The organism is Stutzerimonas stutzeri RCH2 (genome assembly GCF_000327065.1).
GTDB lineage: Bacteria > Pseudomonadota > Gammaproteobacteria > Pseudomonadales > Pseudomonadaceae > Stutzerimonas > Stutzerimonas stutzeri_AE.
Genome location: NC_019936.1, coordinates 146,632 through 163,037, shown reverse-complemented (window position 1 = coordinate 163,037; position 16,406 = coordinate 146,632). Strand labels below are relative to the sequence as shown.

The following is a 16,406-nucleotide window of genomic DNA, read 5'->3' as shown; positions in this document are numbered from 1 at the left end:
GCAACCTTCTATCCAGTTGTGCGTGTCGTTTGAGTTGTTCGCGGACCCGCGCTGCCGGCCTCAGGCCTGCAGCAACGGGTCGAGACGTCCGGCGCGCTCCAGAGCGTGCAGCTCGTCGCAGCCGCCGACGTGTTTATCGCCGATCCATATCTGCGGTACCGAGGTGCGTCCGGCCTTGCTGGCCATTTCGGCACGCAGGGACGGGTTGCCATCCACGGGGATCTCCTCGTAGGCGACACCCCTGCGATCGAGCAGCGCCTTGGCGCGGATGCAGAACGGGCACCAGGCGGTGGTATAGATGACGACGTTGGGCATGATTACTTGACCACTGGCAGATTGTCGCCGCGCCAGCTGGAAATCCCTCCCGACAACTTGGCGGCGGTGAAGCCTGCCTTCTGCAACTCACGGCAGGCCGTTCCGGCGTGCTGCCCCATGGCGTCGACCACGATGATGGTCTTGGCCTTGTGCTTTTCCAGCTCGCCTGTGCGGCTGACCAGCTTCTCGTAGGGAATGTTCAATGCATCGACGATATGGCCGGCGTCGAACTCCTTCTTGACGCGCACGTCCAACACCACGCCCTCGCCACTGTTGACCAGTGCCGTCAGTTCGCGATTGCTCAGGCTCTTGCCACCCTTGCGTGTCTCGGTGATGAACAGAAGGATCAACAGCACCACGAACAGGCTGCTGAGTACATAGTGGTTAGAGACAAATTCAATCAGGTTAGCGAGCATCAACGGGTACCCGGACGATAAAATGCGGGCCAGTATACACAGCCCCTCCCACCGGCTGAACCCTGATGATTCGTGACCTCGCCCCGGCCAGCCAGTAGACTGGCCGCCCTTTTCCGCCCCCGTGCAAGGAGCCCGAAAGCATGTCCGTCGCCCCCACCGCCGCGCCCAAACCTCTGGTACTGATCATTCTCGATGGCTTCGGGCACAGCGACAGCCCGGACTTCAACGCCATCCACGCCGCGCGCAAGCCGGTCTACGATCGCCTGCTGGCCAGCCAGCCGCACGGATTGATCTCTGGCAGCGGCATGGATGTCGGCCTGCCGGACGGGCAGATGGGCAACTCCGAGGTCGGCCACATGAACCTGGGTGCCGGGCGCGTGGTGTATCAGGACTTCACCCGGGTGACCAAGGCGATCCGCGACGGCGAGTTCTTCGCCAACCCGACCATCTGCGGTGCAGTCGACAAGGCCGTGGGTGCCGGCAAGGCGGTGCACATCCTCGGCCTGCTCTCCGACGGTGGCGTACACAGCCATCAGGATCATCTGGTCGCCATGGCCGAACTGGCTGCCCAGCGCGGCGCCGAGAAGATCTACCTGCACGCCTTCCTCGACGGCCGCGACACCCCGCCGAAGAGCGCACAGCACTCCATCGAACTGCTCCAGGCCACCTTCACCCGCCTGGGCAAGGGCCGTATCGCCAGCCTGATCGGCCGCTACTTCGCCATGGACCGCGACAACCGCTGGGACCGTGTGCAGCAGGCCTATGAGCTGATCGTAAACGGCAAGGCCGAGCACCGCTCCGACTACGCCGTGGATGGTCTGATCGCCGCTTACGAGCGCGGCGAAAGCGACGAATTCGTCAAGGCCACCAGCATCGGCGAGCCGGTGCGCGTGGAGGATGGCGATGCCGTGGTATTCATGAACTTCCGCGCCGACCGCGCCCGCGAACTGACCCGCTGCTTCGTCGAGCCCGGCTTCAAGGAATTCGAGCGCGCTCGCGTGCCGCAACTGGCCGAGTTCGTCATGCTCACCCAGTACGCCGCAAGCATCCCCGCGCCGGCCGCCTTCGCCCCGGAGGCGCTGACCAACGTGCTCGGCGAGTACCTGGCCAACAACGGCAAGACCCAGCTGCGTATCGCTGAAACCGAGAAATACGCGCACGTCACCTTCTTCTTCTCCGGCGGTCGCGAGGAACCATTCCCCGGCGAGGAACGCATCCTCATCCCGTCGCCACAGGTCGCCACCTACGATCTCAAGCCGGAAATGAGCGCGCCCGAGGTCACTGACCGTATCGTCGATGCCATCGAGAATCAGCGCTACGACGTCATCGTGGTCAACTATGCCAACGGCGACATGGTCGGGCATACCGGCGTGTTCGAAGCCGCGGTCAAGGCAGTGGAATGCCTGGACAGCTGTGTCGGCCGCATCGTCGAGGCGCTGGACAAGGTCGGCGGCGAAGCGCTGCTGACCGCCGACCACGGCAACGTCGAGCAAATGGAAGACGTCATGACCGGCCAGGCGCACACCGCGCATACCTGCGAGCCGGTGCCGTTCGTCTATATCGGCAAGCGCAACGTCACCATCCGCCAGGGCGGCGTGCTGGCCGATGTCGCGCCGACCATGCTGACCCTGCTCGGCATGCCGGTACCGCCAGAGATGACCGGTCGCTCGATCGTCGAGCTGAGTTGATCGCCAGACGGGAAGCGGATGGCGCCAGCCGCCGTTTCCCGCTACAGGCTTCAAGCTTCCAGCTTGCTTTTTAGGCATACTACGTCGGTCATAACGCTCGGTTGACGCCCTCCAATGCCTCGTACTTTTCTCGCCCTAGCCTTCCTCTGCCTGCTCGGTCCCGCCGTGGCGGACGAACGTGCCGCAGCGCGGCAGCAGATCGAAGCCGCTCGCCAGGACGTTGCCGAACTGCAGAAGCTGCTCAAGCAGATCGAGCAGGAGAAATCCGGCGTCCAGAAGCAGCTGAAGACCACCGAAAGCGAGATGGGCCAGCTGGAAAAGCAGGTCGATACCCTGCAACAGGAAATCGACCGCAGCGAGGCTGAGCTGGAGCGCCTGAACGACGAGAAGGCCACGCTCGAAGGTGCTCGCCTGGAACAACAACGACTGATCGGCCTGCAGGCCCGTGCCGCCTACCAGAATGGCCGGCAGGAGTACCTCAAGCTGCTGCTCAACCAGCAGAATCCGGAAAAATTCAGCCGCACCATCACCTATTACGACTACCTCAACAAGGCGCGTCTCGAGCAGCTCGACAACTTCAACGAGACGCTGCGCCAGCTGGCCAACGTCGAAGCCGACATCGCCACGCAGCAAAGTCTGCTGGCAGAAAAGAAGGATGGTCTGCTCGAACGCCGCAACCAACTCGCCGAGGTGCGCAAGGAACGCCAGCAGACCCTCGCCAAGCTCAACAGCGATTTCTCCAGCCGCGAGCAGAAACTGCAGGCGCGCCGTCAGGAGCAGGCCCAGTTCGAGCGCGTGCTCAAGACCATCGAAGAAACCCTGGCTCGCCAGGCCCGTGAGGCCGAGGAAGCACGGCAGCGCGCATTGCTTGCCGAGCGCCAGCGTCAGCAACAGCAGCAACAATCCCAGACCGGCGCCAGCACCGCGCCGAGCGGCCCGCTGGTGTCCAGTGCCGGCGGCAACTTCGGCGGGCCGTTCTCCCAGGCCAAGGGCAAGCTGCCCTGGCCGGTAGACGGACGTCTCGTCGCCCGCTACGGCACTCCGCGCGGCGGCGACGCTCGAACCAAGTGGGACGGCGTACTGATCGGTGCCAGCGTCGGCACTCAGGTCCGCGCCGTGCATGGCGGCCGGGTAGTATTCGCCGACTGGCTACGTGGCGCCGGACTACTGGTGATACTCGATCATGGAAATGGTTACCTGAGCCTGTATGGTCATAACCAGAGCCTGCTGCGTGACGCCGGCGACATCGTCAAGGCCGGCGATCCGATCGCCACAGTAGGCACCAGCGGCGGCCAGGAAACCGCCGCACTGTATTTCGCCATTCGGCAGCAGGGCCGCCCCAGCGACCCCGCCCAATGGTGTCGCGCGCAAGGCTAGCGAGCCGCGGCTTCGGTGCTTGCCGAACCGCCCGCATCGCCAAGCGCGCCCTCTCATAACTGGAGTTCGACATGTTGCACCTGCGCCGTTTCGCCCGCCCATCCACGCTCGCTCTGGCCATATTGCTGGGGATGCAGGGCGGCGCCTGGGCCCAGCAGCCACCGGCGGAAGCGGCGGTGCCGAGCTCCAAAGCTCCCCTGCCACTGGATGAGCTGCGCACCTTCGCCGAGGTGCTGGACCGCATCAAGGCTGCCTATGTCGAGCCGGTGGATGACAAGACCCTGCTGGAGAATGCGATCAAAGGCATGCTCAGCAATCTCGATCCGCATTCGGCCTATCTGGAGCCCGAGGCATTCGCCGAACTGCAGGAAAGCACCAGCGGTGAATTCGGCGGCCTCGGCATCGAGGTCGGCATGGAAGATGGCTTCATCAAGGTCGTCTCGCCGATCGACGACACCCCGGCATCGAAGGCCGGCATCGAAGCTGGCGACCTGATCGTCAAGATCGACGGCCAGCCAACCAAGGGCCTGTCGATGATGGACGCCATCGGCAAGATGCGCGGCAAGCCGGGCAGCAGCATCAGCCTGACGCTGGTGCGCGAGGGCGGCCAGCCGTTCGATGTGAAGCTGAAGCGCGCGGTCATCAAGGTACGCAGTGTCCGCAGCCAGATCCTCGAGCCGGGCTACGGTTACCTGCGCGTCACCCAGTTCCAGGTCAATTCCGGCGAGGAAGTCGGCAAGGCGCTGGCCAAGCTGAAGAAGGACAACGACGGCAAGAAACTGAACGGGCTGGTCCTCGATCTGCGCAACAACCCGGGCGGCGTGCTGCAGGCCGCAGTGGAGATTTCCGACCACTTCCTCACCAAGGGCCTGATCGTCTACACCAAGGGTCGTATCGCCAACTCCGAGCTGCGCTTCAATGCCGACCCGGCCGACGCCAGCGAAGGTGTGCCACTGGTCGTGCTGATCAACGGCGGTAGCGCCTCGGCATCCGAGATCGTTGCCGGCGCGCTGCAGGATCACAAGCGCGGCGTGGTGATGGGCACCGACAGTTTCGGCAAGGGTTCGGTACAGACCGTGCTGCCGCTGAACAATGATCGCGCGCTCAAGCTCACCACCGCGCTCTACTACACCCCCAACGGCCGCTCAATCCAGGCCCAGGGCATCGAGCCGGACATCAAGGTCGAACGCGCCAAGCTGACCCGTGAACAGGCTGCTGACGGCTTCCGCGAAGCCGATCTGGCCGGCCACCTGGGCAACGGCAACGGCGGCCCGGACCGCCCGACCGCCACCCAGATCGCCAGCGACTCGCCACGACCGCAGGACGACGACTACCAGCTCGGCCAGGCCTTGAATCTGCTCAAGGGATTGAACCTCACCCGCGGCCAGTGAAGATGGCCGGCTGGGCGGCAGGCCTGGCAGCGCTGGTGATGCTCGCCAGCCAGGCGCTATATGGCGACGAGCCCGCGGCCACGCCGGACCATGTCCCGCGACCGCGGTTGACCCTGATAATCGACGACCTCGGGCAGAACCCGGCACGCGATCGGCGCGTGCTGCAGCTGCCAGGGCCGGTTGCCCTGGCGATTCTTCCCGATACCCGCCACGCCGGTGAACTTGCCGAGCAGGCCCATCGCGCCGGCAAGACGGTCATGCTGCACATGCCGATGGCGCCCGCCCAGGGTCGCTTCGCCTGGCATCCTCAGCTACCCCATGACGAACTGGCACGACGGCTCGACGCCGCGCTCGCGGCAGTGCCACATGCCAGCGGGCTGAACAACCACATGGGCAGCGCCATGACCGATCAGGTACAGCCGATGAGCTGGCTGATGGGCGAGTTGCAGCGCCGCCACCTGTTCTTCCTCGACAGCCGCACCAGCCCGCGCACCGTGGCGGCGGCCAGTGCGCAGCGCGCGGCTTTGGCCAGCCTGTCGCGGGATATCTTCCTCGACGATGACCCATCCCCGACTGCCGTAGCCGAGCGCTTTCAAGCCGCGATCGCACTGGCGCGCAAACAGGGCTCGGTAGTCATCATCGGCCATCCTCATGAGAGCACTCTGACCGTGCTCGAACGCGAACTGCCGCGCCTCTCGGCGCAGGGCATCGAATGGGTCGATGTCGGGCAGATGATCGCCACCCGCAGCAACCGGGCAATGGCCGCGCACGGACGCGGCGGCATCTACCGCTAAGCATCAGAGATAGCGCTGCAGCAGCGTCTCCACCGTGCCATCGGCGCGCATCGCGTCCAGCGCCCGCTGTAAGCGCTCGACCACTTCGTCCGGCGTCGCCCGGTTTAGCGCCAGGAACAATCGCGCCTCATTGAAACGCAGCACGGGCTTCAGACCGGTGACGCCTTCCTGCTTGGCCAGATAGGGCCCGACTGGATCGGCGGTGGCCCAGACGTCGATCTGCCCCTTGAGCAGCTTGCCAACGTTCTCCTGGTCGCGCAGCGAGTTGATCGGCGCCAACCCCTTGCTCTCCAGATGCTGACTCACGGCATCGTTCTTGTAGGCCCCGATGCGCAGATTGCGTGCTTCCTCCAAACCGGTCAGACGCAACGGGCTATCCGACGGCGCCAGCAGCACCCAGCTGATACTCGCCAGCGGGCCGACCCACTTGAACTGCGGCTCACGCTCGGCGGTAAAGGTTGTGGAAAACAGACCCTGATCGGGCTGTTCAAGCACCTGCTTGTAGATGCGATCCCAGGGAAAGCGCAGGCTCAGCTCATAGCGGATGTTCGCCCGGCGGAACATCTCGCGGACGATATCGGCATTGATGCCGTGGATCTTTGCATCGGCCGCGTAGTTCTTGTTGTCCTCGGCCATGTTGAATGGCGGAAAGTTCTCGGTGAGCAACACGACGCGATAGTCGTCGGGTAGCTCGGCACGGGCGTGACTGCATAGCAGCAGCACGATGACGGCTAGGATTCGTTTCAGCATGGCTCGCTCCCTGTCTGATTCACGACCCGCCCCTCCGCGGATCGTGGCCGAAGCGGTCGAAAGCAAGATGCGAACCAGCGCAGCGGCGCGGCAGCGCAGCTCAGGGATGGCCAAAACACGAAGCGGTGGGCGCGCCAGAAAGGCGCGAGAAGGATGCGCGACGCACCCAGCTGGCGCGCCGCCATCACGACAGAGGTCGGGCGCGGATGCTCGCCGACCGGTGGCTCAGCTCAGAGGTAGCGTGCGTTGATCTGGTCGATCAGGCCTTCGCTGCGCATCTGATCGAGCGCCTGTTGCAGCTTCTGTACCGTCTCGTCGTCGACCTGCTTGTTCAGCGCCAGATACAGCTCCGCATTATCGAAGCGCAGCACGCGCTTGAGCCCCGTTACGCCTTCCAGACGCGCCAGGTAACGGCCGGCGGGGTCACCGGTGGCCCAGAGGTCGATCTTGCCGTCGATCAGCTTCTTCACATTCTCCTGATCGCGCAGGGCAAGCACCGGCTTCAGGCCCTGGCCTTCCAGATGCTCGGCGATCGCATCGCCCTTGTAGGCACCAACGTTGTATTGGCTAGCCTGCTCCAGGCTGGTCAGGTTGATCGGGCTGTCGCCGCGGGCCAGCAACACCCAGTCGTCCGGACCGATGGGGCCGACCCACTTGAACAGCTCTTCACGCTCGGGCAGCCGTGCGGTGACGAACACCCCATAGTTGGCCTGCTCCAGCGCCATGCCGTAGATGCGCTCCCAGGGAAAACGCAGCGTCAGGCTGTAATCGATGCCGGCGCGCTTGAACATCTCGCGCACGATATCCACGGCAATGCCGCTGATGTGCTCGTCGCGGGCGAAGTTCTTGCCGTCAGCCGCCATGTTGTAGGGCGGGAAGTTCTCCGTCAGCAGGTCGATTTTCACCGGTGCCTGCGCATGGCCCAGCGTGGCGCCGAATAGCAGCGCCGCAGCGGCGAGGGAAGCGATGGTCTTGAGCATGCGTGAAATCTCCTGATTGCCTGTCCGCAACAGCCGCGGACATGTCCTTATTTCGGCATTAAGCCTGGTTCAGCTGCACGTTGAGATCAACGCATCACGATGCCGCGGGCGGCCAGGTAGGCCTTGGCTTCCGGGATGGTGTATTCGCCGAAGTGGAAGATGCTGGCGGCCAGCACCGCGTCGGCCTTGCCTTCGAGAATGCCATCGGCGAGGTGCTGCAGGTTGCCGACGCCACCGGAGGCGATCACCGGAATGCACAGCGCCTCGCTGATGGCACGGGTCACGCCGAGGTCGTAGCCGCTCTTCACGCCGTCCTGATCCATGCTGGTCAGCAGGATTTCGCCGGCGCCGAGGTCTTCCATCTTCTTCGCCCAGGCCACCGCATCCAGGCCGGTGGGCTTGCGCCCGCCATGGGTGAAGATCTCCCAGCGACCCGGCTCGCCCGGCGCGGACACCTTCTTCGCGTCGATGGCGACGACGATGCACTGTGAGCCGAAGCGGTCCGCGGCCTCGCCGACGAAATCCGGGTTGAACACCGCGGCAGTGTTGATCGAGACCTTGTCCGCGCCGGCGTTGAGCAGGTTGCGGATGTCCTGCACGCTGCGCACGCCACCGCCGACGGTCAGCGGGATGAACACCTGGCTGGCCATGCGCTCTACGGTGTGCAGGGTGGTGTCACGGTTGTCGACGCTGGCGGTGATGTCGAGGAAGGTGATCTCGTCGGCGCCCTGCTCGTCGTAGCGGCGGGCGATCTCCACCGGGTCGCCGGCGTCGCGAATGTTCTCGAACTGGACGCCCTTGACCACGCGGCCGTTGTCCACGTCGAGGCAGGGAATGATGCGTTTGGCCAGGGCCATGGCTTTCTCCGAAAGCAGCTTCTTCAAGCCGCAGGCTTCAAGCTGCAAGTAGCGTGTAGGGTGGATCACGCTTCACCGATCCACCGCAGATCAGCGAATCACTCGTCCTTGTACTTCAGGTCGCAGAGCGCCTGCGCCTCGGCCACGTCGAGCGTGCCTTCGTAGATCGCCCGCCCGGTGATGGCGCCGACGATCCCGGGCGTGTTGGTATCGAGCAGCTTCTGGATGTCGCCGATGTTGTGGATGCCCCCGGAAGCGATCACCGGGATGCGGCTGGCGTTAGCCAGCGCCACGGTGGCCTCGACGTTGCAGCCTTGCATCATGCCGTCCTTGGCGATGTCGGTGTAGACGATCGCCGAGACACCATCGGCCTCGAAGCGGCGCGCCAGATCGACCGCCTGCACGCTGGAGACTTCCGCCCAGCCATCGGTGGCGACAAAGCCGTCCTTCGCATCAAGGCCAACGATGACCTTGCCCGGGAAAGCGCGGCAGGCCTCGGTGACGAACCCCGGCTCTTTGACCGCCTTGGTGCCGATGATCACGTAGCTGACGCCGGCGCGCACGTAGTGCTCGATGGTTTCCAGGGTGCGGATGCCGCCACCGATCTGGATCGGCAGGTCCGGGTAGCGCTTGGCGATGGCGGTGACCACCTCGCCGTTGACCGGCTGGCCTTCGAAGGCGCCGTTGAGGTCGACCAGATGCAGGCGGCGGCAGCCGGCCTCGACCCACTTGGCGGCCATGGCCACCGGGTCATCGGAAAACACCGTGGCATCGTCCATCAGACCCTGACGCAGACGCACGCAGGCGCCGTCCTTGAGATCGATAGCGGGGATAATCAGCATGGCTTGAACCTGTTCAAATCAAGTGTCGGTTAAGGGTCAGCTCTTCTCGAGCGCCCACAAGTCGCTTTCGATGCTCTCGAACCGTTCCTTCAGGTGGCTCTGCACGTCGAAGATCGCCTTGTTGTAATACAGCGGCGCGATTTCCCGGGCGAACAGATCGAGCACTTCCTGCGCCTCGAACGAGCCCAGCTCGAGTTCGAAGCGGTCTCGCAGAAAGCGCTTGATGACCTGTTGCGCCGCCTGCTCCTGAGCGGCATCCAGCGTCAGGACCGGCGGCTTGAGCTTGGCCCGGCTCATTTACCAGCGACCATCCCAGGCGGCGAAGTTCTGCAGCAGCTGCAGGCCGTGGGTGTGGCTCTTCTCCGGGTGGAACTGCACGGCGAAGCGCGAACCGTCGGCCAGCGCGGCGGCGAAGTCGTTGCCGTAGTGGCCGCGACCGACCACCTGACGCGGATTGCCGGCCTCGATGTAGTAGCTGTGCACGAAATAGAAGCGCCCGTTGTCCGGAATCGCGTGCCAGAGCGGGTGGTCGACCACCTGCTTGACCTCGTTCCAGCCCATGTGCGGCACCTTCAGGTGCTCGCCGTCCTCGTGCAGGTCCTTGCCGAAGAAGCGCACCTGGCCGGGGAACAGACCGATGCAATCGACACCTTCGTTCTCCTCGCTGCGCTCCATCAGCGCCTGCATGCCGACGCAGATGCCGAGAAAGGGGCGATCCTGGCTGACTTCACGAACCAGTTCGTCGAAGCCCAGCCGGCGGATCTCGGCCATGCAGTCGCGAATCGCGCCGACGCCGGGAAACACCACGCGGTCGGCCTCACGGATGACCTGCGCATCGCTGGTGATCAGCACGCGGCCAGCGCCGACGTGCTCCAGCGCCTTGGCCACCGAATGCAGGTTGCCCATGCCGTAGTCGATGACGGCAACGGTCTGCATTACAGGCACCCTTTGGTGGAAGGCATCTGCCCCGCCATGCGCGGATCGAGTTCGACAGCCATGCGCAGCGCGCGGCCGAAGGCCTTGAACACGGTTTCGATCTGGTGGTGGGTGTTGATGCCGCGCAGGTTGTCGATATGCAGGGTCACCAGGGCGTGATTGACGAAGCCCTGGAAGAATTCCTGGAACAGGTCGACGTCGAACTTGCCGACCACCGCGCGGGTGTAGGGCACGTTCATGGTCAGCCCCGGGCGCCCGGAGAAGTCGATCACCACGCGCGACAGCGCCTCGTCGAGCGGCACGTAGGAATGCCCGTAGCGGGTCATGCCCTTCTTGTCGCCGATGGCCTTGATAAAGGCCTGGCCGAGGGTGATGCCGACGTCCTCGACGGTGTGGTGGTCGTCGATGTGCAGGTCGCCGTTGCACTCGATATCCAGGTCGATCAGCCCGTGACGGGCGATCTGGTCGAGCATGTGCTCCAGGAAGGGCACGCCGATGGCGAAGCGCGCCTTGCCGGTGCCATCCAGATTGATGGTGACCTTGACCTGGGTTTCCAGGGTGTTGCGCTCTACGTAAGCCGTACGTTCGGACATCAACAGCTCCGCTGATCGTGGGCGAAAAGGGGCACATTATAGGCGCAAACGCCGCAGTGCGGATATGCGCAGGGCACGCTGGACTGCATCTTGCAGGAACCTGCGCGTCAACCCGCGGAGGTGCCGCCCATGCACGGACGGAAAATGCCTGCGACCCTGCGCTTCATGCTGGCGTCCCGGCGCAGCGAACTGCTCGGCCTGGAGGACCTGGCGCGCACCTGCGAACTGGTCACCCGTATCAGCCAGCTGGTGCACGCGCTGCAGAAGGAGCGCGGCTACTCGAACATCTACCTCAGCGGCAACGCCGCCCATCAGCGCCAGCAGTTGGACGTGCTCAGCCTGGAAGCCGAGGCGCTGGAGCGCGACGTCCGCCTGGATCTGGATCGCATCGATCTGGACGCCGTCAGCAGCGCCGAGAAGACCCGCCTGTTCACCCGCATCGCCTATGCCCTGCACAGCCTCGACGAGCTGCCGGCGCTGCGCCGGCGCATCCGCGAGCACGCCATCAGCATGCAGGACGCCACGGCGACACTGGTGCGGCTGATCGGCGGGCTGCTGGCAGTGGTGTTCGAGGCGGCCGACACCGCCGCCGATCCGGACATCACCCGCTGCCTGGTGGCGCTGTTCAATTTCATGCAGGGCAAGGAACTGGCCGGCCAGGAGCGCGCGCTCGGTGTGGTCGGCTTCGCCAGCGGCTATTTCCGCGCGGACATGCTGGAGCGTCTGGAGCACCTGCTCGAAGGCCAGGAGCGCTGCTTCGCCACCTTCAGCCGCTTCGCCAGCCCGGCAGCGCAGGCGCTATGGCAAGCACTGTGCGCCAGCGAGACAAACATCAACGCCTGCCGCCTGCGTGACATCGCCCGCCGCACCAGCCCCGGCGCGGCGGTCGAACCGCAGCTGTGCGAGCTCTGGTTCGAGCTGCACACGCACCGCATCGACGCAATGAAGCAGGTCGAGACGCGCCTGGAGCAGGACCTGTTGCAACAGTGCCGGTACAGCATCGAGCGTATCCGCAAGGACCTGCAGAGCCATCGCAAGCTGCTAGACGGCATCGCCGACATGCATGCCGCCGCCGAGCAGGCCAAGCTGTTCAGTGTGCAGGCTAGCGACCTTGACGCGCCACCGCCGGACGGCATGACCGCGATGGTGGCGCGCTCGACCCTTGAGCTGCTGCTCACCCAGAGCGTACGCCTGCAGGGCCTCAATGAAGAATTGCGCGAGGCGCGTCAGGCGCTGGACGAGCGCAAACAGGTCGAGCGGGCCAAGCAGCAGCTGATGCGCCAGCAGGGCTTCTCCGAAGGCGAGGCTTACAGCTGGCTGCGTCAGGCGGCAATGAATCAGGGCCTGCGGCTGGAGGAGGTCGCCCAGCGCCTACTGGCACTGGCACAGCCCGCCGATCACGCCCCAGCCCGCACCCTGGGCCAGCGCTCCAGGCACTGAAAACAGGCACGCCGCACCATCGGACCAGCATGCCTGCCCCGCGGATGTGCATGCGCCGCCAGCCCCGCAGGATCGCCAAGCGCAATTCATCTTGATCAAGCCAATCACCGAGCTGGGCGCGCTCGGTCTGCGCTGCGCCGCAAGTGCTTGATTCGATGGAGACCACCCGGTGATTCCATGCCGCGGCAGCACCCGCTCCGCGCCGCCGGAGCAGTTCTGGCACAGCTTTCGCAAAGCTCAGGCAAGGCCGGATCCTTCGGCTTTCACAACTCCTCATCAGGACAACGGTGTCCACGCTCTCCGGCTCCAGCCGGGCGGTGTGGCGCCGTTTTTTTTCGCCCAAAGGAAAACCCGACCATGACCGACAAGCCGAACAACGACCAGCCCAGCAGCGTAACGCTGGCCTCGCGCCGCAGCTTTCTCAAGCAATCGATCATCGCCGCCAGCGGCGTCGCCCTGTTCGGCGGCATGTCCCTGGGAATGCGTTCGGCCGCCTGGGCGGCGGGCGGTGACGTGGAAACCAGCAAGGCCAAGCTCGGCTTTATCGCCCTGACCGACGCCGCACCGTTGTTCGTCGCCGCCGAGAAGGGCCTTTTCGCCAAGTACGGAATGACCGAAGTCGAAGTACTCAAGCAGTCGTCCTGGGGCACCACCCGCGACAACCTGGTGCTCGGTTCGGCGAAGAACGGCATCGATGGCGCGCACATCCTCACGCCGATGCCCTACCTGATCAGTGCCGGCATCGTCACGCCGAACAACCAGCCGGTGGCCATGTCGATCCTCGCGCGGCTGAACCTGGCCGGCCAGTGCATTTCGGTCGGCGAGGAATATCGCGACCTGAAGATCGGCCTCGACAGCACACCGTTCAAAGCCGCACTGGAAGCGAAGAAGGCCAGCGGCAAGAAAGTCAGCGCAGCAATGACCTTTCCCGGCGGCACCCATGACCTGTGGATGCGCTACTGGCTGGCGGCCGGTGGCATCGACCCGAATGCCGACATCAACACCATCGTCGTGCCGCCAGCGCAGATGGTCGCCAACATGAAGGTCGGCAGCATGGACACCTTCTGCGTCTGCGAGCCTTGGAACGCGCAGCTGATCAACCAGAAGATCGGCTACACCGCCAACACCACCGGCGAGCTGTGGCACAACCACCCGGAAAAGGCCTTTGCCCTGCGCAGCGACTACGTGGCGACCAACCCCAACGCGGCCAAGGCGCTGACCATGGCGATCATGGAAGCCCAGCAGTTCTGCGAGAAGGCCGAGAACAAGGAGGAAGTGGCGAAGATCTGCTCGCAGCGCAAGTGGATCGGCGCGCCCTACAAGGACATCGTCGACCGCATGAAGGGCAACTTCGCCTACGGCACCGGCAAAGTCATCGAGAACCATCCCGAGCAGATGCGCTACTGGGACGACCACGCGTCCTATCCGTTCCAGAGCCACGACCTCTGGTTCCTCACCGAGAACAAGCGCTGGGGCTACCTGCCAACGGACTTCGACAGCCAGGCGTTGATCGCCAAGGTCAACCGCGAAGACATCTGGCGTGCCGCCGCCGGCGAGCTGAACTTGCCCGCTGAGCTGATACCGACCTCCACCTCCCGCGGCGTGGAGAAGTTCTTCGACGGCAAGGTCTTCGACCCCGAGAACCCGCAAGCCTACCTGGACAGCCTGACCATCAAGGCCATGGCCTGATAACCGCAACCCGCGAGGAAAAGCCCATGAATGCCAACGTCAAACTGCAGCCCGCCAGCGCCGAGCCGGTGTCCATCGTCCGCCCTTCCCGCCTCGCCGCACTGGCTCGGCGCAGCGGCCGCTACGCTGTGCAGCAGCTGGTGCCACCGCTGGTGATCCTGCTGGTGCTCGGGGTGATCTGGGAGATGCTCTGCTCCGGCGCGGACGCCGCGCTGCCGCCGCCCTCGCAGGTGGTCGCGGAAACCTGGGAGCTGATCATCGATCCGTTCTACGACAATGGCGGCAATGACGTGGGCCTGGCCTGGCAACTGCTGGCGAGCCTGCAGCGGGTGGCGGTGGGTTATCTGCTGGCGGTGGTCGCTGGGGTCGGCCTCGGCGTGCTGATTGGCCAGTCGGACTGGGCCATGCGCGGCCTCGATCCGATCTTCCAGGTGCTGCGCACCGTGCCGCCACTGGCCTGGCTGCCGCTGTCGCTGGCGGGTTTCCAGGACAGCCATCCCTCGGCGCTGTTCGTCATCTTCATCACCGCGATCTGGCCGATCATCATCAATACCGCAGTGGGCATCCGCAACATCCCGCAAGACTACCGCAACGTCGCTCAGGTGCTGCAGCTCAACGGTTTCGAGTACTTCAAGACCATCATGCTGCCGGCCGCCGCGCCGTACATCTTCACCGGCCTACGCATCGGCGTCGGCCTGTCGTGGCTGGCGATCATCGCCGCGGAGATGCTCATCGGCGGCGTCGGCATCGGGTTCTTCATCTGGGATGCGTGGAACGCCTCGCGCATCAGCGACATCATCCTCGCGCTCGTCTACATCGGCGTGGTCGGCTTCGTGCTCGATCGCCTGGTGGCCTTCGTCGGCCAGCGCATCACCCGCGGCATTCCGGCCAACTGAGGAGCAACGCCATGAGCTATCTCTCCATCGAACACCTGGACAAGAGTTTCGTGCGCGGCAACCTCGCCTCGCAGGTGCTCAAGGACATCAACCTGAACATCGCCAAGGGCGAGTTCATCTCCATCATCGGCCACTCCGGCTGCGGCAAGTCGACGGTGCTGAACATCGTCGCCGGGCTGCTCGACCCCAGCCTCGGCGGCGTGATCCTCGACGGCAAGGAAGTCCGCGGCCCTGGCCCGGACCGCAGCATGGTGTTCCAGAACCACTCGCTGCTGCCCTGGCTGACCGTCTACGAGAACGTCGAAGTCGCAGTGAACAAGCTGTTCAAGCGCAGCATGAACAAGCGCGAACGGCGCGAGTGGATCGAGCACAACCTGGCGCTGGTGAACATGGGGCATGCGCTGAACAAGTATCCGCAGGAAATTTCCGGCGGCATGAAGCAGCGCGTCGGCATTGCCCGTGCACTGGCTATGAAACCGAAGGTGCTGCTGCTCGACGAGCCGTTCGGCGCCCTCGATGCACTGACCCGCGCGCACCTGCAGGATGAGGTGATGAAGATCCAGAAAGACCTGGGCAACACCATGATGATGATCACCCACGACGTCGACGAGGCCGTGCTGCTCTCCGACCGCATCGTGATGATGACCAACGGCCCCTCGGCGACCATCGGCGAAATCCTCGAGGTGAAACTGCCGCGCCCACGCGACCGCATCGCCCTGGCCGACGACCCGGAGTACAACCACTACCGCCGTGCAGTGCTGAGCTTTCTCCACGAGCGCCACCGCCTGCATTGACGGGCGCGTCCACCGCCGGCGTCTCGTGCGCTGGCGGCGGTTCGGCGTATCCTTGCCGGCACTTCTGCTCAGCCGTCGCAAGGTCGCCATGCCCGTCTACGTCGAATCCGTCACCCAGCCCAGCCCGCAGGATTTAACCGATCTGGCGAAGATCTACGCCGATGCACCGGCGTGGTTGCTGGAGCCCTACGCTAATGCTGAAGCGCTGATCGAGGCCGCTCTGGCCGATGGCAGCCTGATCGCCGGTCGCTTCAATGACCGCCTACTCGGCGCCGCCCTGCTGCGGCGCGGCGACGATGCCTGGCGCCTGTCGCATCTGTGCATACGCAAAGTCACCCGCAAACGCGGCGTCGGCCGCCGCCTGCTGGAAGAAACCCAGCGTCAGGCCAGCGAAGCCGGCAAGCCACTGCGCCTGGCCGCGCCTGCAGGGCATCTGGAAGCCAGCGCCCTGGCGGCGCGCACCCATTTGCCGCTGGATTCGCTCTAACTGCCCATGACTGCACCACAACCGTCGCGCTCGGCCTGATTCACTGCCACAGGGCGCAGCTGCCCTGTACGGCGGCCAGCTGCGGAACCCGCACCCCTGATGCCACTCCAACGCCGACCGCGTTCCCGACAAGCGCAGGCACGGGGCTATACTCGGCACCT

Annotated in this window: 18 protein-coding genes; 9 read left to right on the top strand and 9 right to left on the bottom strand. The window is 64.8% G+C overall.

The annotated features are described in order from the left end of the window. Window positions 1-60: 60 nt before the first annotated feature. Together grxC and PSEST_RS00815 are read right to left on the bottom strand one after the other, a co-directional pair. Window positions 61-315: a glutaredoxin 3 gene (grxC, locus tag PSEST_RS00820; protein WP_015275180.1), complete on the bottom strand. Its 255-nt coding sequence runs from the start codon at window positions 313-315 to the stop codon at window positions 61-63. Window positions 316-317: 2 nt separating this feature from the next. Next, window positions 318-731, bottom strand: coding sequence for a rhodanese-like domain-containing protein (locus PSEST_RS00815; protein WP_014818641.1), 414 nt, complete (start codon window positions 729-731; stop codon window positions 318-320). Between the two features lie 140 nt (window positions 732-871). Here PSEST_RS00815 and gpmI point away from each other — a divergent pair, with 140 nt between their 5' ends. The 4 genes from gpmI (at window position 872) to PSEST_RS00795 (ending at window position 5,981) form a co-directional block, all read left to right on the top strand. Continuing rightward, window positions 872-2,419, top strand: a complete 1,548-nt coding sequence (gene gpmI / locus PSEST_RS00810) for a 2,3-bisphosphoglycerate-independent phosphoglycerate mutase (RefSeq protein WP_015275179.1) — start codon at window positions 872-874, stop codon at window positions 2,417-2,419. A 114-nt stretch (window positions 2,420-2,533) separates the two neighbouring features. Further along, entirely contained in the window at window positions 2,534-3,796 is a 1,263-nt protein-coding gene (locus tag PSEST_RS00805; RefSeq protein WP_015275178.1) for a murein hydrolase activator EnvC family protein, read from the top strand. Window positions 3,797-3,867: 71 nt separating this feature from the next. Then, window positions 3,868-5,187, top strand: coding sequence for a S41 family peptidase (locus tag PSEST_RS00800; RefSeq protein ID WP_015275177.1), 1,320 nt, complete (start codon window positions 3,868-3,870; stop codon window positions 5,185-5,187). Between the two features lie 2 nt (window positions 5,188-5,189). Continuing rightward, the gene (locus tag PSEST_RS00795) at window positions 5,190-5,981 is read left to right on the top strand and encodes a divergent polysaccharide deacetylase family protein (protein WP_015275176.1); all 792 of its coding nucleotides are present in this window, start codon (window positions 5,190-5,192) and stop codon (window positions 5,979-5,981) included. Window positions 5,982-5,984: 3 nt separating this feature from the next. Here PSEST_RS00795 and PSEST_RS00790 read toward each other — a convergent pair whose 3' ends face one another. From PSEST_RS00790 to hisB, 7 genes are all read right to left on the bottom strand, one after another. After that, a complete protein-coding gene (locus tag PSEST_RS00790) occupies window positions 5,985-6,731 on the bottom strand; it encodes a substrate-binding periplasmic protein (RefSeq protein WP_015275175.1) in 747 nt (248 codons plus the stop codon). A gap of 230 nt (window positions 6,732-6,961) precedes the next feature. Then, the gene (locus PSEST_RS00785) at window positions 6,962-7,711 is read right to left on the bottom strand and encodes a substrate-binding periplasmic protein (protein WP_015275174.1); all 750 of its coding nucleotides are present in this window, start codon (window positions 7,709-7,711) and stop codon (window positions 6,962-6,964) included. 86 nt (window positions 7,712-7,797) lie between these two features. Continuing rightward, window positions 7,798-8,568 (bottom strand): imidazole glycerol phosphate synthase subunit HisF, encoded by a 771-nt coding sequence (gene hisF, locus PSEST_RS00780; protein ID WP_014818634.1) that lies wholly within the window; start codon window positions 8,566-8,568, stop codon window positions 7,798-7,800. Between the two features lie 98 nt (window positions 8,569-8,666). Next, on the bottom strand, window positions 8,667-9,410 hold the full coding sequence (gene hisA / locus PSEST_RS00775; RefSeq protein WP_014818633.1) for a 1-(5-phosphoribosyl)-5-[(5-phosphoribosylamino)methylideneamino]imidazole-4-carboxamide isomerase: 744 nt from the start codon (window positions 9,408-9,410) through the stop codon (window positions 8,667-8,669). Between the two features lie 36 nt (window positions 9,411-9,446). Beyond that, complete coding sequence (locus PSEST_RS00770; protein ID WP_015275173.1) at window positions 9,447-9,707, bottom strand: DUF2164 domain-containing protein; 261 nt, start codon at window positions 9,705-9,707, stop codon at window positions 9,447-9,449. Further along, window positions 9,708-10,346 carry an imidazole glycerol phosphate synthase subunit HisH gene (gene hisH, locus PSEST_RS00765; protein WP_015275172.1) on the bottom strand — a complete coding sequence of 213 codons (639 nt, stop codon included), beginning with the start codon at window positions 10,344-10,346 and terminating at the stop codon, window positions 9,708-9,710. Beyond that, complete coding sequence (gene hisB, locus PSEST_RS00760; RefSeq protein ID WP_015275171.1) at window positions 10,346-10,939, bottom strand: imidazoleglycerol-phosphate dehydratase HisB; 594 nt, start codon at window positions 10,937-10,939, stop codon at window positions 10,346-10,348. The genes hisH and hisB overlap by 1 nt, the downstream gene beginning before the upstream one ends. Window positions 10,940-11,068: 129 nt before the next feature. On the opposite strand from hisB, the gene PSEST_RS00755 reads away from it, so the two are divergent. The 5 genes from PSEST_RS00755 to panM all read left to right on the top strand — a co-directional run bounded on the left by PSEST_RS00755 (window position 11,069) and on the right by panM (window position 16,245). Further along, window positions 11,069-12,379 carry a nitrate regulatory protein gene (locus tag PSEST_RS00755; protein WP_015275170.1) on the top strand — a complete coding sequence of 437 codons (1,311 nt, stop codon included), beginning with the start codon at window positions 11,069-11,071 and terminating at the stop codon, window positions 12,377-12,379. Between the two features lie 357 nt (window positions 12,380-12,736). Then, complete coding sequence (locus PSEST_RS00750; RefSeq protein WP_015275169.1) at window positions 12,737-14,068, top strand: CmpA/NrtA family ABC transporter substrate-binding protein; 1,332 nt, start codon at window positions 12,737-12,739, stop codon at window positions 14,066-14,068. Window positions 14,069-14,094: 26 nt separating this feature from the next. Next, entirely contained in the window at window positions 14,095-14,964 is an 870-nt protein-coding gene (ntrB, locus tag PSEST_RS00745; RefSeq protein WP_015275168.1) for a nitrate ABC transporter permease, read from the top strand. A gap of 11 nt (window positions 14,965-14,975) precedes the next feature. After that, on the top strand, window positions 14,976-15,758 hold the full coding sequence (locus PSEST_RS00740) for an ABC transporter ATP-binding protein (RefSeq protein WP_014818627.1): 783 nt from the start codon (window positions 14,976-14,978) through the stop codon (window positions 15,756-15,758). Between the two features lie 88 nt (window positions 15,759-15,846). Beyond that, window positions 15,847-16,245 (top strand): aspartate 1-decarboxylase autocleavage activator PanM, encoded by a 399-nt coding sequence (panM, locus tag PSEST_RS00735; RefSeq protein ID WP_015275167.1) that lies wholly within the window; start codon window positions 15,847-15,849, stop codon window positions 16,243-16,245. Window positions 16,246-16,406: the final 161 nt, after the last annotated feature.